The following is an 18,595-nucleotide window of genomic DNA, read 5'->3' as shown; positions in this document are numbered from 1 at the left end:
TTATGCCCCCACCTTGTTGTCTTGTGGTTTTGAGTTGTTCACTTTTTGTTCAAATTCATGACGGAAATATTTTAACGCACTCATGAGTGGCTCCATCGCCCCTGGGGCATGAGCACAAAAGGTTTTGCCAAGCCACAAATCTCGTGTCAGCTCGGAGAGTTTGTCAATGTCGTCCGCTTGGGCCTGTCCGTTATCCATGGCATCAAGGATTTTAACGCCCCACGGTAAGCCATCACGGCAAGGGGTACACCAGCCACAACTTTCACGCTGAAAAAACTGTTGTAGATTTTTTGACAAACTCACCATGTCTTGCGTTTCGTCCACGACCATCATGAGACACGTCCCAAGGCGACTTCCTGCCTTCATAATCGGGTCAAAATCCATGACAAGGTCAAGGTGTTCATCGCTTGCCGTCAAAAAGTCGGTGCTCGCTCCGCCGGGTAGCCACGCCTTTAAGGTCAAGCCGTCCTGCATACCGCCCGCCAGTTCAATGAGTTCACGAGCGGTATAGCCAAACGGCACTTCCCACAGCCCTGCGTCCTTGACACGACCGCTACACCCCATAATCTTGGTGCCGGGGGTTTGTGATTTGCCTTTGGCGTTTGGCAAGGATAAATACCAATCCACGCCATTTAACAAAATGGCAGGCATATTGTTCAAGGTCTCAACGTTATTAACGACCGTTGGGCGACCCCACGCCCCTGATACTTGGGGAAATGGCGGTTTGGTGCGTGGGTTGGCACGGCGACCCTCCAAGCAGTTGATAAGAGCCGTCTCCTCGCCACAGATATACCGCCCTGCCCCTGTGTGGACGTGCAATTCAAAGTTAAACTCCGTCCCCAAAATACCCTCGCCTAGCAAGTTATTGGCGATACATTCGTTAATGGCGTTTTGTAAGCGTTCGGTGGCTAGGACATATTCGCCACGGATAAAGATATAGCCCACGCTCGCCCCAATGGCATAAGCGGTAATGAGCATACCCTCAATAAGCTGAAACGGAATCCGCTCCATGAGTAGACGGTCTTTGAACGTCCCCGGTTCCATTTCATCGGCATTACAAATCAAATACCGTACGCCACCGTCAGGCGGAGTCATAAACGTCCATTTTAAACCAGCGTTAAAGCCAGCCCCTCCACGCCCACGCACGTTGGCGGTTTTTATCATCTCGCCTACTTCTCTTGGGTCTTTGGCTAGGGCGTTTTTTAGCCCAACAAAGCCGTCCAAGGCTTCATAATCCGCCAATGTCAGCAGGGCATCATGATGATACAGTCGCCATGTCAAAGGGTGTGTCAGCGAAGTCGGTGCTTGACCGTCCGCTAAGCCCACGCCCCAGATTGGGGTTTTTTGGCGATTTAGTTGGCTTGGGGCAAGTCCGTTTTTACGAGCATTGATTTGCTCGGCGACATTTGGTTTATTCATGCGTATTGCTCCAACAATAGACCGACCTCAGATGGCAACACAGGTCCATAAGTATCCTCATCAATCAGCACGCTCGCCCCCTTATCGCAGTTGCCAAGACAGCAAATGGGAAGCAGGGTAAAACGACCGTCTTTTGTGGTTTGCCCATAATCAATGCCAAGCTCACGCTTAAAAGCGTCCGCCAATGCCTCATAGCCGTTCAGATAGCAAGCGATAGAATCGCAAATCAAAATCACATGGCGACCCACCGGCATCCGATAAATGCGGTTAAAAAATGTCGCCACGCCCTCCACGTCCGCCACAGGCATGGACAGCATATGGGCTATGGCAGCCACTTGGGCATCGTCCACCCAGCCGTTACGTTTTTGGACGAGTTTTAGGGCATCAAGCACCGCTGCCCTTGGTTGTGGGTAGTGATGAATGTGATGATGAATGCCGTCAATTTCTTGGGGCGTTAAAATGGCGTGAATGTCCACTTTGGGGGTTTTGTCGGTTACTATTTTCATAAAGTTACCTGTGCTAGCGTCAGCTTGCGGTTTTGGTTTTATTTATTAAATTGATAAAACTAACCTAATTTTATCAGTTTAATAAATGGTTGGTTTAAATTTTTTGGTGTATGATATACATCCTATTTTTACTTATTAATCAATTTACTTACATTTTGACAAGTTGCCACTTCATCAAGTGCTTGTGATTTTTTAATAAAAGCAATATCAAATGTTGTCATTGGTAAGTTTTTATAAGATTGTGATAATGCCAAATGAATGGCATCGGCAATATCCATACCTGTAATCTCCCAACGCATTGCGTTTTTGAATACTTCTATATTTTCAAGATGAATATTTGTCAATCTACTTAGCTCTATCAATTTTTGGATAATTATGGCTTTATTTATTTTTTGTGATTTTAACACCCAAGCCAATTCTATAATTACCGTCATTAAAACAAAGCAGTCATTATTTGAAATCAAAATATTGGCTTGTTTTTGTTGTTCAACATCATCACCCAATAAATAACAAGCCAATACATTTGTATCCAAACTTAACATTATTGTCCTGCCTTTATACGATTATCATCATCTAATAAAGACTGTAAAAATGCCTTTTCGTCATCAGCAATCACATCGGCATCTGTGCCGATATAAGCATTAAGACTGCCTGATAGTTGTTGAACTTCTGGACTGATGTTTGTCTCTTGTTTTGGATAAAATGCAATGTGAATTTGGTGTGTGTTATCATCAAAACTAGACACAATCTTATCCATATCTTTCATGATATGTTTTGGTATTTGAATAAAAATACCGTCATTTTGTTTAATTGTGGTTAATTGCATTTTTTGCTCCATTTTTGCAAATTTTATGACCAATCAAATGTAAATACCACAATTTTATCAATCGGCTCATATAATAATACTATCCAATCCGCCCCACTGCACCCATAATGATAAGCAGGGACACCAGCGATAAAATAAAGTGGCTTGCCTTGACAAGTGATGTTTAATTTATCTTGTTGCCATTTTAAATCAATGGCTTTGGGTGCATAAGTAGGACTTGCCCAATTACCGCCTTACTCTGATAAATCTCCACCCATTTCATCAAGCCAATCATTTTGCACTATTTCTTCATCATCTGATGAATGAATATTGGCAAGTTTATTGGTTTTGGCAAATAATTCTTGGGCTTTTTGATAATCATCTTTACACTCTTGGACGTGTTTACGCTCTTCATCAAACCACCAATCGCCAAACATCTGTTTATGATCATGAATGGCACTTCTCTCAAAATACCCTTCATTACCCAAAAACTCATATTGGTTATCATCGGTCAATTTAAAAGCAAACCAATTTTCGCCTGTAAACTCATTGTGGTATTCATGGGTATTCATACCAATATACCCTTCCAAAGGTTCAAATAGATTTAGCATATGCACCACTTGCCCACGCCAATCATCATTTACATACCCAAATCAATGCTGATAAATGGTAAAAAATGCTCTTTTAGCCAAGATTGATTTTCTACAAATAGCTTATCGCTATCAGAAAATGGCGTAAGATATTCGTTAAGTTCGTTGATGTTTTCAAAATAGGACAAGATATCCATGCCTCTTCCTTAATCACTCCTTTTTATCATCAGCCTCTTCGACATCAGCGTGAAGTGATAACGAGCTTGCCACTTCATTTTGTCCATCACGGCGAGCACCCTTGAGCTTGATTTGTAGGCGTAGCTCGTTGGGCGAGTCGGCATTACGAATCGCTTCATCGTACGAGATAGCCCCTTCATCATATAGGTCAAACAACGCTTGGTCAAAGGTCTGCATACCCACTTCACGGCTTTTAGTCATAATCGCTTTTAACTCGTGCATTTCACCCTTTAAAATCAAATCTGCCATAAGGCGGGTGTTAAGCATGATCTCCACCGCTGCCCGCCGCCCCTTGCCGTCTTCGGTACGGATTAGGCGTTGGGAGATAATCGCTTTCATATTGCTAGACAAATCCATAAGTAGCTGTTGGCGACGCTCTTCGGGGAAAAAGTTGATGATACGGTCAAGCGTTTGGTTGGCGTTGTTGGCGTGGAGCGTCCCCAAGCACAAATGCCCCGTCTCGGCAAAGGCAATGGCGTGCTCCATAGTCTCGGTATCTCGAATCTCACCAATCAAAATCACGTCAGGGGCTTGGCGGAGCGTATTTTTCAACGCATGGTGCCATGAGTGCGTATCCACGCCCACTTCACGGTGCGTAATCATTGATTTTTTGTGCTTATGCACATATTCCACAGGGTCTTCTACCGTGATGATATGCCCTGCACTGTTTTCGTTACGATAATCAATCATCGCCGCCAAGCTCGTGGATTTACCCGAACCTGTACCGCCCACCACCAACACCAAACCCCGCTTTTCCATGATGACGTTACGCAGTTGGGGCGGTAATTTTAATTTGTCAAAATTGGGAATCTCGGCAGCAATAACCCGAATCACCATACCCACTTGCTGTTGCTGGATAAAGACATTGACACGAAAACGACTCACATTTGGCACGTTAATGGCAAAGTTGCATTCCATTTCACGTTCAAATTCATCACGTTGGTGGTCGTTCATGATACTGTATGCAAACAGTTTGGTTTTGTCGGGCGATAGGGCTTGTTTGCCAAGCGGTTTCATCAAGCCTTGGTGTTTGACGCTGGGCGGAAATTCTGCCGTGATAAATAAATCCGAAGCCCCAATCTCAACGACTTTGGTCAGCATATTATACATCATGCCTTTGGCTTCGTTTAGGGTCTCTTCGGCAAAGGCGATGAGTGATTCTTCGGAAATATGGTGTGTGGTCATGGTATTTATTTCTCTTTTTAAGTTTAGGGTTGATTTTTACAATATCAATATTTTTAGGTTGCTAACTGTATTTATGATTGCTTTTCAATCTTATAGCCAAGTTTTGTAGCACAATCAATAAATCTATCAATATTTCCTACGCCCCATTGATTGCAAACAATAATTTTACTTGCATTATTTAAAGTAATAACGTCATCTTTAAAATATCTTTCCGCAAATTTTGAATTATTTTCTAAATCTGAATACAAAATTGCCGTTTCAAGTCTTGATTGCAATTCTTTGGGGAATGTATCTTGCAGATGAACAATGTCAATATTAGGGTTATTTTTACAGTAATCACTCACAACTGCCAAAACCAAGCGACCTTTACCAAAAATTCCACCGTTAAATTGATATTTGCTAAAATCTTTATTATTACGCTTGGTTTCTTGGTCTGAATGTTTTTTTCTTTTAATTTTAATTGATATTCTTGAGCTTCTTTTACAGGAATGATAGTATCAATATCCCAAATGCTCTCACTATTTAATTTATAAGGGTTAATTTTTATACATTTAATATCCAACCCTTGTTCATTTAGCCACAATACTGTATTTGTAATGTCTTTTGAAAAATCTTGATTAACCAAAATAATACGAACATTATCAAAATCTAATTTTTGAGCATAATCTCCGCCCAAGAAATTATCAATTGCTTTTTCTGCTTGCTCATTATTACAATTGTGAAAATTACCATAAAATTCAACAATCTTATCAATACTAAACAATCTTACCGTAGACGCATAACGAATAGCCTGTAAATCCATATGAAAACCGTCATTATCTCTTTTTAATTCAATAACAACCAATTTTCCAAATTCATCTAACGCCAATAAATCCAAACGCTTTTTACTATTTTCAAAAGGCGATAATTCTTCCCCTACAATCAATAATTCTTCCCCTAAAATACTAGGGTTGGATTTAATAGACTTCTTTCCAAACCCCGATTTTTGTGGATTTTTAAAAACTTCAACCCCAATACTTATAAAGGTTTATTTTTAGTTTGGAAAGAGATTTAATGATATTTTGAATGTCTTTTTCTAACATATTTCCTTCTTTAAAGGTAATTGGCTTCAACAATTCTGATTTATCACTTTCAATCAAAAAAATACTCATATGAACCTACCTATCACAATCCGCCATAACAATATCAATACTTGCCAAATAAATAATCGCATCGGATACCAAAGAGCCGTTAATTACGCTTGGCATCTGTTGCAAATGAGCAAAGGTTGGCGTACGGATACGCGTGCGATAGCTCATCGTTGAGTTGTCGGAAGTTACATAATAGCTGTTTAGCCCTTTTACGCCTTCTACCATACAGGCACTCTCCCCTGCTGGCATCACAGGTCCCCACGACACCGACACAAAGTGGTTGATGAGCGTTTCAATGTCTTGCAGGGTGCGGTCTTTTGGTGGTGGCACGGCAAGCGGGTGTTCGGCTTTATAGGCTCCGCTTGGCATATTGTTTAGGCATTGCTCAATGATACGAAGTGATTGGCGAATCTCTTCAATTTTGACCAAACAGCGGTCATAAGCATCGCCGTTATAAAACACAGGAATTTCAAAGTCAAAATTCTCATAGCCCAAATACGGTCTCGCTTTACGCAAATCAAACTCAATGCCCGTGGCACGAAGTCCCGCCCCCGTTACGCCCCACGCTAGGGCTTGTTTGGCGTTGTATTGGGCGACATTTTGCGTACGTCCTTTTAGCACGGTGTTGGTCATGGTTGCCTTATAGTATTCATCAAGGCGTTTTGGCATCCAGTCCAAAAACTCACGCACCAACCGCTGCCAGCCGTTTGGCAAATCGTGAGCCGTACCGCCAATCCTAAACCACGCAGGGTGCATACGATAGCCCGTTACCGCTTCAATGACATCATACGCCTTTTGACGGTCGGCAAACATATAAAACACAGGGGTCATACCGCCAGCGTCTTGGATAAACGTCCCCCAATAAAGCAAATTATTGGTAATCCTAAAAAACTCACTCATCATAATGCGAATGACATTGGCACGGTCAGGCGTGGTAATGCTAGCCAACTTCTCAACCGCCATGATATACGGCAACTCATTCATCACACCGCCCAGATAGTCAATGCGGTCGGTATAAGGAATGAACGAATGCCATGTTTGGCGTTCTGCCATTTTCTCCGCCCCACGATGATGATAGCCAATATCGGGGATACAGTCCACAATCTCTTCGCCGTCAAGCTGTAACACCAAACGGAACGCCCCGTGAGCGGACGGGTGGTTAGGGCCGATATTTAGGAACATAAAATCTTCATCACGCCCCGAGCGTTTCATGCCCCACTCTTCAGGGACAAAGCGTAAGTTTTCTTGCTCAAACTGCTGTTTAGCGGTGTTCAAAAAATACGGCGTAAATTCGGTCGCCCGAGCGTGGTATTCTTTACGCAGTGGGTGTCCTTCCCAGTATTTGGGGAGCAAAATCCGTGTCAGGTGCGGGTGTCCGTCAAACACCACGCCAAACATATCCCACACCTCACGCTCATACCAGTTGGCATTGGGATAAATCTTGGTCGCAGATGGGATATGCTCGCCCTCACTTAGGGCAACCTTAATGCGAATGTCCGAGTTCCGCTCCAAGCTCATCAGATGATAAAACACCGTAAAATCGCTGGGTGGCAAGCCATGGCGGTACTGACGCAAACGCTCATCAATGGCGGACAAGTCCACAAGCATGACAAAGGGCTTGGGCAATGTGCGTAAAAACAGCAAAACATCAAGCAGCTTATCACAAGCCACCCAAATGGTTGGTATGGCGTCTGCCGTTTCTTGGATAACAAGATTTTCAAACTTAGCGTTTAGCTGATTTAAAACATCAAAATCGTGAATGTGGTGAATGCTCATAATGCCAACTTTTTATAATATGTTTGTTAAATTGGTCGCTTGCGTGGGGCTTGCAGTCTCCAAACACTTTAACTAAATGGCAAATTATAACGCAAAATCGCTTTTTTTACAGCATATTTATGATAGATTACGAGAAAAATTGAATGATAAACCATTGTGAGATATAAATTTATTAAATCTCTTTCCAAACTAAAAATAAACCCTTGTAAGTATTAGGGTTGAAGTTTTTAAAAATCTACAAAAATCAGGGTTTGGAAAGAAGTCTATTTTATAATTGATGGCTACATCTTGACAATAAATACTTTATTTGATATAAAATTGAGAAATTTCTTAGGTTAAGGATGTACCCGATGAAAACCGTAGCAGATATGCAAACTATCTTGAAAAAACTATCAAAATACTGGCAACAGAATGCAACTGTACATACTTTTGATGGTGATTATGATGATATTGAATTCTTTGCCGACAAAAAAGACTTTGCTGAATGTCTATTGCCTTTTGCCAACCATGATGCTTGGCTAAATGCACCACAGCCCAAAAAAGATGCTTGCTTGTCTTATGCTTAGATTCTGTATAACATGAAATCTGTATAACATGAAAACAGTCTATATAGAATGTGATGTTGTTACGCCAACATGCGAGAATATCTTAAAATACCCCCCCAATACAGAAAATTTGGCAGATGTGCAAAAAGTCATCGCCGAAGCATTGCTTGATGAAGCATTGCACACCAAGATGTCTATTGGTGCGTGCAACTATATTTACCAAAAACGAAATTTACCTCACTTAGGCGAGAATAATTTTTACCTTTCACAATGGCTAAACGAGACACTAAATAAACAACTTGATGAAAAAAATAGAAGGTTGGTGCAATTTGCAGTGGCGTGTGCTAGTGAAACACTAATTACTGACTATCTAGATATTCTATCCAAGGATAACACCATTCAAAATATCTGCTATGAAGTTACCAAGAGACACGCTCTTGATGAGCGTAGTCATTCTGGTGTATTTAGCCATGTCGCCTTGGAAGTGCTAAAAAATGAAAGCAAAGAAACTAGAACGCTATTCATTAATACTCTAAAATCTACCGTACCTTTATTTGCACATACTGAAATGAAAGAATGGGAAAAAATCTTTGGAATACTTAACTTTCCTAATTATCAAGAAATATTAAGAGACACGGATACATTAAAAAATATTGGTATTTATGATAACTCAGTCAATAAACTGTTACTAACATTGGGAGCAATGTGATGGAATTACTTGGTCTTAGCATAGATATTGTTGTCTTTTTATTAATAGGTTCTTGTATTGCAGGCTTTATTGATGCGATTTGTGGGGGTGGCGGTCTTATTTCTATTCCTGTATTATTAACCGCAGGATTTAGCCCCGCACAGGCGATTGCCGCCAATAAGTTACAAGGAACAGTAGGAGCAATTGCCTCCACCCAATATTATTTAAACAAAGGTGTATTAGATAAAAAATTACTCATTGCTTTATTGCCTCCTGCTATAATTGGCGGTGCAATCGGGACTGCCACTTTATCTTTGTTACCTAGTACACTCCTTGAAAAAATTCTCCCTTTTTTGTTAATTGCAATGGCTTTATATTTTTATTTCTCCAAGAATTTGTCAGATACCACAAAGAAAGCAAAGATGGGTGTATTTCTGTTTTCTTGGACAATCATCCCTGTTATTGCTTTTTATGACGGATTTTTTGGAGCAGGTGCAGGTACTTTTTACCTACTTGCAGTAACTTCTTTACTAGGTTTTGCCGCTACCAAAGCAATGGCATATTCAAGAGTACTTAACCTAGCCAGCAACCTAATTTCCTTGCTTGTCTTTATTTATTTAGGCAAGATGGCGTGGATGGCAGGTATTTTAATGGCAATTGGCGAAACAATTGGAGTATATCTAGGTAGTCATTTAGTTGTAAAAAATGGTGCAAAACTTATGCGTCCTTTGGTGGTTATTGCCTGCGTGCTAATGGCAATTAAATTACTATGGTCATCATCTTGATTTCAAGGCAAATAAGTCCACAAGCATGACAAAGGGCTTGGGCAATTTACGCAAATACAGCAATAAATCAAGCACTTGGGCTTTGTCCACCCACACAGTCGGAATGCCGTCTGCCGTTTCTTGGATAACAAGATTTTCAAACTTAGCGTTTAGCTGATTTAAAACATCAAAATCGTGAATGTGGTGAATGCTCATAATTTCCAACTTATTTTTGGCTTGCGATTACCAAAATTTAAGCAAAATAAAAAATTTCATCGCTAATGTCTATATTTTTAAAAACCAAAACATAATTAAGGGAGTAAAATTATCAATAATATAAATTAATAAATGCTCTCATCAAACATTATTCTTAGTTTATTTTCATCAATATCAGATGTCTCTCCAACTAGGCACACCAAAACAGGACAAGTTAGCAAATCCACTGTTACGGGCATTAAACCATTAGTGAGAATTTTAGCCTGATAAAAACTAGGTAGGCTTTGAATTTTTGACAGGAATAGTTGCTTATCTAATTTATTTTCCTTTTGGTAATTGATTAAAAATACCACTTTGGCTTTACTGATAATTTTCGAATAAAATATATTGCCTTTTGTTTTTCCATAGAACTGTGTCAAATCTTGATTTAAGTAATTATAAACACTTAATTCAAGCAAGTTTGGTTGGTAACATTTTTCAAAAATAATGGGTGCAACTCCTCCGTGCAGTCTTGCCCCCATTTCAATCATCACTGGATTGACATATCCATCGGTACTTGATTTTGCCAATAACTCCATATGTACCGCTCCAAATTTAACCTCCAATGCTTTTATACACTGTGTTGCATATTGAATGATGGCTTGATATTCTTTATTTGTAATATCTAACATCTGCATATTTTCATAAACAAACTTACTGCCATTATGATGACCTTTTTTATAAACACACAAACTACAAATAAAAATATTATCATCTTGCACAATCATATCCACAACAAATTCATCACCAGTTTCAAATGATTGTAAAATATAATTATCATTCTTTATTCCCAGTGCATTAATCTTTTCCCAGTTAATATTTTTTATATAATTAGATAGCGTTTTTTTATTTTCAAAAAACATCACGCCATCACTGCCTGCTGAATTAACAGGTTTAAGAATATAACCACTTTCACTGTCAAAAAAATATTCACTGCCAGCATTGATAAGCTGGCTTTTTATATGCTTTAAACCACTTTCTTTTAAAGCATTTTGCATTATAAATTTATCTCTTCGTTTTAAGCCACTACGCACAGAATTTCCTGCCACTCCAAAATATTCTGCCAGTTGCTCACCAATGAGTACGCCTGTTTCTGCACCAATTACAACAGCCAAAATCTCATCTCTACAAAATTTTTCCTTACATTCTTGCACCGAGTAAATCATCTTATTGATAAAATAAGTACCATCAAAACTAAAATAGTCCATATTCATATCATCATTAGCAAGTACCGCATAGCATTGATAGCCTAGCTTATGAAATTTTTCTGCATATAATGCACCCGTAGAAAAAGGATCTACAATTAAAATTTTACCTTTATCCATAAATCACACTCCTAGTTGGTAAAGATTTTGCCTGTAAAAAGCATACTAATATAAAACATAGCAATAATACACGCTACTAATGGTAAAAATATTTGGGTAGCATACACATTTTGTATAATGGATAATATATATCCAAATAGCAAGCTAGCGCCTGCTTGAAATGCAACATAAAAGACAGCACTGCTTTGCCCAATAAAAGCAGCTTGTTCTGTATTTTTTGCCATTAAGGATAATTTTTCTCTTATTAATATCCTAATACTATTGATAAAAAATCCAATAAGAAAACATATGGCTAGGGACAATATCTTAATATTTGACATAACAAATATTAAATCAGCAAAAATCAAACATATTGCCATTACCAAACAATATTTTGTGTTGCTTTTTATGAAAGCCGCACAAAAAGCCCCCATACCAGCAAAAGCACTGGATAAACCAAAATCTTGGGCAGTCCATTGTTTAATTTCTTGAAATATAATTGGTGTGGTTAAGTTAAAACTAGTAATATGAACACCAACAAACCCCAATATAATCCATAACAAATAAATTTGTTTTTTATCTAAAAAATAAGGTTGATTAACAGTTTGTTTGTTGTTATTATCTTTAATTTTTATTTGAGCAAAGTACCCATTTTTTGCCCACATCATAAAAATAATGGCAAAAACAATATCTATTAAAACAATACTTGCCATTGAATAAAAAAAAGATAAATAATTTAATAGCATTCCTCCTATCATTGCCCCACCAAATGCACCAATCTGTATAACGGTTTGCATATATCTTGATGCTTTGTTTGCAGAAACAATGTTATTAACAACAAGATAATTATTGTAAGTTTCATAATTACTTAGTATGCTAACTCCCAATAATCCAGATATCAATGCAAGACCGATAAAGCTATAAATCGATGGATTAAGTGCTGATAACACAAAAACAATGGAATAAAACAAAATTCGTGAAAGCATTAAATGGTGAACAGAAAGAGACAATAAATTAATTTTGGAAAACTTTTTTAATATAAATGGAATGATTGTACTAACAAATAATATCAATCCAAGAATTAAAGGGTTTTTGGTTGTCTGATAAGACAACCAAATTACCATAATCAGTAATGCCATATCACTAAAATAAAAGACAATCAAAGCACCGTAAAATTTTCTTAAATCCATAGTATTTATTTTCCATTTTATTTCTTATGGTGTCTTTCAAAAGAAAGTGGGCATTACACAGGTTCAAACACAACCAACAATGGGTAGGCTGTATTGAATTTTCCGTCCCAAGTTGATATCGCTAATTCTAGGTAATTTTTCAAACCTTGTGCAAAACACTCTAAATCATATTGTGCCTTATCTTGCACATAAGCTATCGGTAAAAATTTTACCATGCCTTGGGCAAATGCCTTGCGAGCAAATAGACATGGAAACAATGCTTTTTGTTTTGCATTACCATTATCAAATCTTCCTAAAATTTGTCGCCCCATATCGCCTAACCAATCTTGCATTTTGGCTATTTCAGACTGAGTATACACAATACCATTCATTAATAAATCCTCATTCTATTATGACTGTTAAGTTAATTTCTAAAATCTAATGACACAATAAATCACAAACATCGTAGGATGGTAATATCACTCCACCCCATCAGGACTTCTTAAATTTTTTACCGCAATGCGGTTAGCTTGTTTTCTATCTCGCTCTGGTGTCATCATCGGCTGATAAATGTTTTGGTCAAGATGAATGCCCAACGGACGGCGTTCTTTTTGAATGCTCTCTTGTAATAACATGATGGCTTGAATGAGTGCTTCAGGGCGTGGCGGACACCCAGGAACATACACATCCACAGGTAAGATTTTATCCACCCCCTGCACCACCGAATAAATGTCGTACATACCGCCCGAGTTGGCACACGCCCCCATAGAGATGACCCACTTGGGTTCTAGCATTTGCTCATACAATCGCAGTATGACAGGTGCCATTTTGACAAAACAAGTTCCCGCCACAATCATCACGTCCGCTTGACGGGGAGACGCCCGAATGACTTCCGCCCCAAAGCGAGACAAGTCGTGCACGCCCGTCAAAGTCGTGGCATATTCCACATAACAACAGCTTGTGCCAAAGTTAAACGGCCACAAAGAATGCTTGCGACCCCAGTTGGCGGCAGCGTGGGCGAGATTTTCAAGGTTACCAAGAAAGATATTTTTTTCAACTTCTTCTTGGGTAATGTCGTCCACCACTTGACGGGTGGCGTGGGGATATTGGTTGCCCTGTTCGTTGGGGCGGGTTAGGGTGTATTTCATGGTTGTATCATGTAAGTTGAGTATTTACTAAATTAGGATTAGCAATCATCTTGATTATTGTTTTTTGGCACATCTTTGACTTTCTTAACACCAAAAATCAAGCAGATAACCACCGAACCAATAAAGGCAGGGTTTTCAAGGGTGATTGCCATCATAAAAAAAAGCGATGGTAAGCATCAAAAAGATGGTGCTAATTCGATAGTTGCCGAATGTCATTGATAATCCCTAATCAAACTTCTGCGTGGTAACTCGTCCTGTGTCATTGATATGGTCAATATTTGCCATGTCAGTTTTGTCTTTTTCAAGCACCGCTTGCAAGTCTTTACGCCCTGCAAAAACCCGTCCTGATGACTGGGCAGGCACTTTGCCTGTGGGGTCTGAGTGTAGCTCATCAATGCCATTAAAGGCGGTAATGCTCGCCAAATCAAAGTCGGCAGGACGCTCATAAATGCGTTGTTTTTTGACACGTTTGTCGGCAGGAGCCCAGTTCATCGCCCCAAGTTTCATCTCATAGACAAGCCCAACAAACAAAATGGCAATAAAGACAAAGGCGGTCGTAAACCCCACCCAGCCCACTTCTCGCACGCTGACCGAATAGGCGTACAAATATAAGGCTTCTAAATCAAAAATGATAAAAAAAATCGCCACCAAGTAAAACTTGGCGGACAAATGGATACGAGCAGAACCTGCGGAGACCACGCCTGCTTCAAAGTTTTCTTGTTTTTGAGAACCGCTTGACCGCCCACCAAGCAAGCGTGGCACGACAAGCATAAAGACGACAAGCCCTAGACTGGCAAGTAGATAGACAATGGCTGACCATTCGGCTGGCATAAATCACCCCATGTGATTTTATGAAAGTAGATTATAATAAGGTATCCGCTAATCCTGACAGATTAACCTTGCAATTATAGCATATTTTGTAAAATTATTTAAATAAAAAATAACCACGTCAGTCATTGGATAAATTTGACGTTTTCACAAAAAAACACCGCCAACATGACGATGTTTTTTTGGTTTGGGTTGTTATCGTAAAAACGCACGGGCGTTACGGAACAGTCGCATCCACGCCCCATCTTTGTCCCACTCGCTCGGCTTCCATGAGTGATTGACCGCACGCAGTGTCCGCTCTGGGTGTGGCATCATGAGCGTTACTCGCCCATCATCACTACAAACACCTGTAATGCCTTGGGGTGAGCCGTTGGGATTTAGGGGATAATGCTCGGTGGCACGACCTTGACTGTCCACATAGCGTAGGGCGATTTGACCGCTATTTTCTAGCTCAAAAATCGCCTTGTCATCAAGGTTGGCAAAGCCTTCGCCATGTGCCACCGCAATCGGCAAAATACTGTCTTGCATACCCTTTAACAGCACTGACTTGGTACGCTCTACACGCACATTGACGGTGCGAGCCTCGAACCGTGCCGATACGTTGGTGCTAAAACGTGGGAAATGCTCCGCCCCAACCATCAAGTCTTTGAGCTGACTCATCATCTGACAGCCGTTACACACGCCCAATGCAAAGGTCTCAGGACGATGGAAAAATCTGGCGAACATCATCGATAACTCTTCGTGGTGTAACACGCTATTTGCCCAACCCGAGCCCGCCCCTAGCACATCGCCATAACTAAATCCGCCACAGGCTACTAGCCCATCAACATCACGTAAATTAATACGTCCGCTCATGAGGTCGCTCATATGCACATCAAGTGTGTCAAAGCCTGCTTTTTTGAAGCCTGCCGCCATCTCCAAATGACCGTTTACGCCTTGTTCACGCAAAATAGCAACTTTGGGCTGGCTGGTGCGAGCATTGACATATGGAGCTTCTACGGCTTGATTTAAGTCATAATTTGCCTGTGCAATTAAGCCTTGATGGTCAATGTCATTGATAAGTGCAAACTCTTGGTCAGCACAAACAGGGTTATCACGCAAGCGAGCGATGGCATGGCTTACTTTTGTCCATGTTGCCTGCAATTCGCTTCGCATGAATTCTAAGTCATCTGTTGGCGTCTGGATACTTAAAATATCTTGGTCAGCACCACCTGCTGGGGTTTCAAAGACTTGACCGATGTCTGTGAGCATATCTGCCACGCCCATTTTTTCGGCTAAATCTTCAAATTCTAGTGCATGTTCGGGCAGGACTTGTACCACCACCCCCAACTCTTCGGCAAATAATTCACCTAAGGTATTAGCACTTTCTAATGATAAGTTAATTGCCACACGAGCGGTAAACTGCATCTCCGCCACTGTTGCAATCAAACCACCATCAGAGATATCATGATAAGCATTGATAAGGCCTTGATGATTGGCACTTTGGATAAAATCAAAAAAGTGCCTTAAATCATCAGCACTATCCACATCAGGACAGTCATCACCAAGTTGACCCAAGGTTTGGGCAAGGATAGAGCCACCTAGACGGAATTTACCTTTTGACAAGTCAATGCGATACAGACGACTATCAATATTGATAAGCTCAGGCGTTAATGTCTTATTGATGTCTTGAACAGGGGCAAAGCCTGTGATGATAAGACTCATGGGCGACACCACCGCCTTGTCCACACCATTATCTTGCCAACCGGCACGCATGGATAAGCTATCCTTACCCACAGGAATGGCAATGTCCAAGGCAGGACATAACTCTTCACCCACCGCATAAACGGCATCATACAACGCCACATCTTCACTGTCCTCACCGCACGCCGCCATCCAGTTGGCAGATAGGGTAATGTCTGATATTTTGGCGATATTGGCACTGGCTAAGTTAGTAACTGCCTCGCCCACTGCTAGGCGTGCTGACGCTTTGGGGCTGATGAGTGCCACGGGCGTACGCTCACCCATCGCCATCGCCTCGCCAGTGTTGGCATTAAGACCTGTCATGGTTACCGCACAGTCCGCCACAGGCACTTGATAACGCCCCACATACTGCTCACGCACCACCATGCCGGTTATAGAACGGTCGCCAATGCTAATCAAAAATGATTTGCTAGCTACGGTTGGGTGTCTTAGTACATCATGAATGGCAGTGCTGATATCTACACCATCTAAATTTAAGGAGCTAAGCTCATTTTGCTGACGGCGTACCGAACGTTTCATCTTAGGCGTACCACCTAGTAACACCTGCATGGGCATGTCCACAGGTTGCTCTGGCAGTAGTTCATCATTGACGGTAAGCTGACGCACATCGGTTGCCACACCTAGTACCGCAAAAGGACAACGCTCACGTTCACAAATCTGAGTAAATCGCTCCTCGTCCTTAGGGTCAATGGCAAGCACATAGCGTTCTTGGGCTTCATTTGACCAGATTGCCATTGGCGACATGCCACGTTCTAACGATGGCACTTTTCTAAGCTCTAATATCGCCCCAAGCCCATGGTCATCCACCAGCTCTGGCATGGCATTAGACAGCCCGCCTGCCCCCACATCATGAATGGAGACAATGGGGTTATGCTCCGCCCCCATCGCCCAACAGGTATCAATCACCTCTTGGCAACGGCGTTCCATCTCGGCATTATCACGCTGTACACTAGCAAAGTCCAACCCCTCGTCTAGGCTACCGCTATCTACCGAGCTTGCCGCTCCACCGCCCAGACCGATTTGCATGGCAGGACCACCAAGCACAATGAGCAAATCGCCCTGCTTAATGGCATTTTTTTCTACCAAATCACGCTTGATGTTGCCATAACCACCAGCAATCATAATCGGCTTATGATAGCCACGCATTTGACTGCCGTCCTGCATGGCACTGGCATCAAGCTGAAAACTTCTAAAATACCCCGTTAGGTTAGGACGACCAAACTCGTTACTAAACGCCGCACTGCCGAGTGGGGCATGAGTCATGATTTCAAGAGCGGACGCCATACGTTCTGGTTTGCCGTATGCTTTGGTCTGAGTTTCCCATTTTTCAGGCATCTCTGGCAAGTGCAAATGCGACACGCTAAACCCTGCCAAGCCTGCCTTTGGCTTACCGCCACGCCCTGTCGCCCCTTCATCTCGTATCTCACCACCCGAGCCTGTCGCCGCCCCTGCATAGGGAGCAATGGCGGTTGGGTGATTGTGCGTTTCTACTTTCATCAAGATATCAACAGGCTCTTCATGAAAGCCGTATTCATGCACGCCATCGCTATTTTTATTGACATAAAACCGCTCAGCGGTAAAACCTTCCATGACCGCCGCATTGTCTTTATAAGCAGACAAAATCCCCTCAGGTGAGGTTTCATGGGTGTTTTTAATCATTTTAAATAATGATTTGTCTTGTTTTTTACCATCAATTGTCCATTCGGTATTAAAAATCTTATGACGACAATGTTCGCTATTAGCTTGGGCGAACATCATCAGCTCCACATCAGTGGGGTTACGAGCTAAGATATTAAAATGCTTGACCAAATAATCCATGTCCTCGTCAGACAGGGCAAAGCCAAACTCACGATTTGCCTGCACCAATGCCGAACGCCCCTGCCCCATGATGTCAATGTGCGTGAGACTTGCAGGTTTGTCATCACCAAACAGAGCTTTGACCGCTGACAACTCATAGCTTAGGCTTTGGGTCATGCGGTCGTGCAGGATATTTTGGGCGACCTGTGGCAGTTTGCGTGGTAGCTCGCCATCGCCTGTTAAGGTAAACAACACCACACGCTCGACACGCTCAATGTCCACCCCACAGTTTCTAAAAATATCAGTCGCTTTGGATGCCCACGGGCTAATCGTACCAAAACGTGGCGACACCACCACTTGACGCTCGCCCTCACCTGCCGTATCTTCATCAACCTCCAAGCCGTCATTTAAGAGACTCAACGCTTTTTGGCGTGCATCAGCCGTCAGATAACTGGGAAAAACATAAATCTGCTGTGATTTGATGGCACGAATGGGTAAATTGGCTTTGGTATTTAGCTCTTTGATGAGAGCGTCTGTCTGAAACTGGGTTAAAAACGGCTTTCCAGCGATGGTCATCATGATGGTCGTTCCCCACAATTTGATGAATAAGATGAAATGACAAACAATATAAAAGCAACAAGCAATTATCAGCACGCTATTTTAACAGATTTTACCCCCGTTATGCCAATGCTTTGCTGATATTTTT

The 18,595-nt window shown here is 41.4% G+C and carries 20 protein-coding genes; 3 read left to right on the top strand and 17 right to left on the bottom strand.

Annotation, left to right across the window (positions count from 1 at the left end):
• The 10 genes from nuoF to nuoC all read right to left on the bottom strand — a co-directional run bounded on the left by nuoF (position 1) and on the right by nuoC (position 7,648).
• On the bottom strand, positions 1-1,419 hold the full coding sequence (gene nuoF / locus B5J94_RS11190) for an NADH-quinone oxidoreductase subunit NuoF (protein ID WP_062499125.1): 1,419 nt from the start codon (positions 1,417-1,419) through the stop codon (positions 1-3).
• Entirely contained in the window at positions 1,416-1,925 is a 510-nt protein-coding gene (nuoE, locus tag B5J94_RS11185; protein ID WP_062499124.1) for an NADH-quinone oxidoreductase subunit NuoE, read from the bottom strand. The genes nuoF and nuoE overlap by 4 nt, the downstream gene beginning before the upstream one ends.
• 128 nt (positions 1,926-2,053) lie before the next feature.
• Positions 2,054-2,467 (bottom strand): type II toxin-antitoxin system VapC family toxin, encoded by a 414-nt coding sequence (locus B5J94_RS11180; protein WP_062499123.1) that lies wholly within the window; start codon positions 2,465-2,467, stop codon positions 2,054-2,056.
• Positions 2,467-2,751, bottom strand: coding sequence for a hypothetical protein (locus B5J94_RS11175; RefSeq protein ID WP_062499122.1), 285 nt, complete (start codon positions 2,749-2,751; stop codon positions 2,467-2,469). Before B5J94_RS11175 ends, B5J94_RS11180 begins: the two co-directional genes overlap by 1 nt.
• A 233-nt stretch (positions 2,752-2,984) precedes the next feature.
• Complete coding sequence (locus B5J94_RS13955; protein WP_143821982.1) at positions 2,985-3,341, bottom strand: hypothetical protein; 357 nt, start codon at positions 3,339-3,341, stop codon at positions 2,985-2,987.
• A gap of 29 nt (positions 3,342-3,370) precedes the next feature.
• A complete protein-coding gene (locus B5J94_RS14245; protein WP_156471050.1) occupies positions 3,371-3,517 on the bottom strand; it encodes a hypothetical protein in 147 nt (48 codons plus the stop codon).
• 13 nt (positions 3,518-3,530) lie between these two features.
• Positions 3,531-4,742: a PilT/PilU family type 4a pilus ATPase gene (locus B5J94_RS11165; RefSeq protein ID WP_062499120.1), complete on the bottom strand. Its 1,212-nt coding sequence runs from the start codon at positions 4,740-4,742 to the stop codon at positions 3,531-3,533.
• A 71-nt stretch (positions 4,743-4,813) separates the two neighbouring features.
• A complete protein-coding gene (locus B5J94_RS11160) occupies positions 4,814-5,095 on the bottom strand; it encodes a hypothetical protein (protein ID WP_143821981.1) in 282 nt (93 codons plus the stop codon).
• Positions 5,083-5,667: a PDDEXK family nuclease gene (locus B5J94_RS11155; RefSeq protein WP_079364138.1), complete on the bottom strand. Its 585-nt coding sequence runs from the start codon at positions 5,665-5,667 to the stop codon at positions 5,083-5,085. Before B5J94_RS11155 ends, B5J94_RS11160 begins: the two co-directional genes overlap by 13 nt.
• Positions 5,668-5,899: 232 nt before the next feature.
• The gene (gene nuoC / locus B5J94_RS11150; RefSeq protein WP_079364137.1) at positions 5,900-7,648 is read right to left on the bottom strand and encodes an NADH-quinone oxidoreductase subunit C/D; all 1,749 of its coding nucleotides are present in this window, start codon (positions 7,646-7,648) and stop codon (positions 5,900-5,902) included.
• Positions 7,649-7,998: 350 nt separating this feature from the next.
• Here nuoC and B5J94_RS11145 point away from each other — a divergent pair, with 350 nt between their 5' ends.
• From B5J94_RS11145 to B5J94_RS11135, 3 genes are read left to right on the top strand one after another with little or no spacing between them, the layout of a single operon-like run.
• Entirely contained in the window at positions 7,999-8,214 is a 216-nt protein-coding gene (locus B5J94_RS11145) for a ferritin family protein (RefSeq protein ID WP_062501627.1), read from the top strand.
• Positions 8,215-8,242: 28 nt separating this feature from the next.
• Positions 8,243-8,902 carry a diiron oxygenase gene (locus tag B5J94_RS11140; RefSeq protein WP_062501630.1) on the top strand — a complete coding sequence of 220 codons (660 nt, stop codon included), beginning with the start codon at positions 8,243-8,245 and terminating at the stop codon, positions 8,900-8,902.
• Positions 8,902-9,666 (top strand): TSUP family transporter, encoded by a 765-nt coding sequence (locus tag B5J94_RS11135; RefSeq protein ID WP_029102056.1) that lies wholly within the window; start codon positions 8,902-8,904, stop codon positions 9,664-9,666. Before B5J94_RS11140 ends, B5J94_RS11135 begins: the two co-directional genes overlap by 1 nt.
• Here B5J94_RS11135 and B5J94_RS11130 read toward each other — a convergent pair.
• From B5J94_RS11130 to purL, 7 genes are all read right to left on the bottom strand, one after another.
• Positions 9,658-9,861 carry a hypothetical protein gene (locus tag B5J94_RS11130; RefSeq protein WP_079364136.1) on the bottom strand — a complete coding sequence of 68 codons (204 nt, stop codon included), beginning with the start codon at positions 9,859-9,861 and terminating at the stop codon, positions 9,658-9,660. The two genes, B5J94_RS11135 and B5J94_RS11130, sit on opposite strands and share 9 nt — an antisense overlap.
• A 125-nt stretch (positions 9,862-9,986) precedes the next feature.
• Positions 9,987-11,225 carry an ATP-grasp domain-containing protein gene (locus B5J94_RS11125; protein WP_062498669.1) on the bottom strand — a complete coding sequence of 413 codons (1,239 nt, stop codon included), beginning with the start codon at positions 11,223-11,225 and terminating at the stop codon, positions 9,987-9,989.
• 11 nt (positions 11,226-11,236) lie between these two features.
• Complete coding sequence (locus B5J94_RS11120; RefSeq protein WP_062498668.1) at positions 11,237-12,394, bottom strand: MFS transporter; 1,158 nt, start codon at positions 12,392-12,394, stop codon at positions 11,237-11,239.
• Positions 12,395-12,447: 53 nt separating this feature from the next.
• Entirely contained in the window at positions 12,448-12,765 is a 318-nt protein-coding gene (locus B5J94_RS11115; RefSeq protein WP_062498667.1) for a YqcI/YcgG family protein, read from the bottom strand.
• A gap of 87 nt (positions 12,766-12,852) precedes the next feature.
• Positions 12,853-13,521: an NADH-quinone oxidoreductase subunit B gene (locus tag B5J94_RS11110; RefSeq protein WP_062498666.1), complete on the bottom strand. Its 669-nt coding sequence runs from the start codon at positions 13,519-13,521 to the stop codon at positions 12,853-12,855.
• Positions 13,522-13,746: 225 nt separating this feature from the next.
• Positions 13,747-14,352: an NADH-quinone oxidoreductase subunit A gene (gene ndhC / locus B5J94_RS11105; RefSeq protein WP_062498665.1), complete on the bottom strand. Its 606-nt coding sequence runs from the start codon at positions 14,350-14,352 to the stop codon at positions 13,747-13,749.
• A 192-nt stretch (positions 14,353-14,544) separates the two neighbouring features.
• Positions 14,545-18,468, bottom strand: coding sequence for a phosphoribosylformylglycinamidine synthase (purL, locus tag B5J94_RS11100; RefSeq protein ID WP_174519803.1), 3,924 nt, complete (start codon positions 18,466-18,468; stop codon positions 14,545-14,547).
• Positions 18,469-18,595 lie beyond the last annotated feature (127 nt).

The sequence above is a fragment of the Moraxella lacunata genome, assembly GCF_002027545.1.
GTDB lineage: Bacteria > Pseudomonadota > Gammaproteobacteria > Pseudomonadales > Moraxellaceae > Moraxella > Moraxella lacunata.
The sequence above is the reverse complement of the archived record's forward strand: the minus strand, read 5'-3'. Positions and strand labels throughout refer to the sequence as shown.

Bases quoted from the DNA above. Each gene is read 5' to 3' on its own strand.
- purL (WP_174519803.1), bottom strand. From the start codon at position 18,468: ATGATGACCATCGCTGGAAAGCCGTTTTTAACCCAGTTTCAGACAGAC.
- B5J94_RS11125 (WP_062498669.1), bottom strand. From the start codon at position 11,225: ATGGATAAAGGTAAAATTTTAATTGTAGATCCTTTTTCTACGGGTGCA.
- B5J94_RS11145 (WP_062501627.1), top strand. From the start codon at position 7,999: ATGAAAACCGTAGCAGATATGCAAACTATCTTGAAAAAACTATCAAAA.
- nuoC (WP_079364137.1), bottom strand. From the start codon at position 7,648: ATGAGCATTCACCACATTCACGATTTTGATGTTTTAAATCAGCTAAAC.
- ndhC (WP_062498665.1), bottom strand. From the start codon at position 14,352: ATGCCAGCCGAATGGTCAGCCATTGTCTATCTACTTGCCAGTCTAGGG.
- B5J94_RS11140 (WP_062501630.1), top strand. From the start codon at position 8,243: ATGAAAACAGTCTATATAGAATGTGATGTTGTTACGCCAACATGCGAG.
- B5J94_RS11130 (WP_079364136.1), bottom strand. From the start codon at position 9,861: ATGAGCATTCACCACATTCACGATTTTGATGTTTTAAATCAGCTAAAC.
- B5J94_RS11110 (WP_062498666.1), bottom strand. From the start codon at position 13,521: ATGAAATACACCCTAACCCGCCCCAACGAACAGGGCAACCAATATCCC.
- B5J94_RS11115 (WP_062498667.1), bottom strand. From the start codon at position 12,765: ATGAATGGTATTGTGTATACTCAGTCTGAAATAGCCAAAATGCAAGAT.
- B5J94_RS11165 (WP_062499120.1), bottom strand. From the start codon at position 4,742: ATGACCACACACCATATTTCCGAAGAATCACTCATCGCCTTTGCCGAA.
- B5J94_RS14245 (WP_156471050.1), bottom strand. From the start codon at position 3,517: ATGGATATCTTGTCCTATTTTGAAAACATCAACGAACTTAACGAATAT.
- B5J94_RS11175 (WP_062499122.1), bottom strand. From the start codon at position 2,751: ATGCAATTAACCACAATTAAACAAAATGACGGTATTTTTATTCAAATA.
- B5J94_RS11180 (WP_062499123.1), bottom strand. From the start codon at position 2,467: ATGTTAAGTTTGGATACAAATGTATTGGCTTGTTATTTATTGGGTGAT.
- B5J94_RS13955 (WP_143821982.1), bottom strand. From the start codon at position 3,341: ATGCTAAATCTATTTGAACCTTTGGAAGGGTATATTGGTATGAATACC.
- nuoE (WP_062499124.1), bottom strand. From the start codon at position 1,925: ATGAAAATAGTAACCGACAAAACCCCCAAAGTGGACATTCACGCCATT.
- B5J94_RS11135 (WP_029102056.1), top strand. From the start codon at position 8,902: ATGGAATTACTTGGTCTTAGCATAGATATTGTTGTCTTTTTATTAATA.
- B5J94_RS11120 (WP_062498668.1), bottom strand. From the start codon at position 12,394: ATGGATTTAAGAAAATTTTACGGTGCTTTGATTGTCTTTTATTTTAGT.
- nuoF (WP_062499125.1), bottom strand. From the start codon at position 1,419: ATGAATAAACCAAATGTCGCCGAGCAAATCAATGCTCGTAAAAACGGA.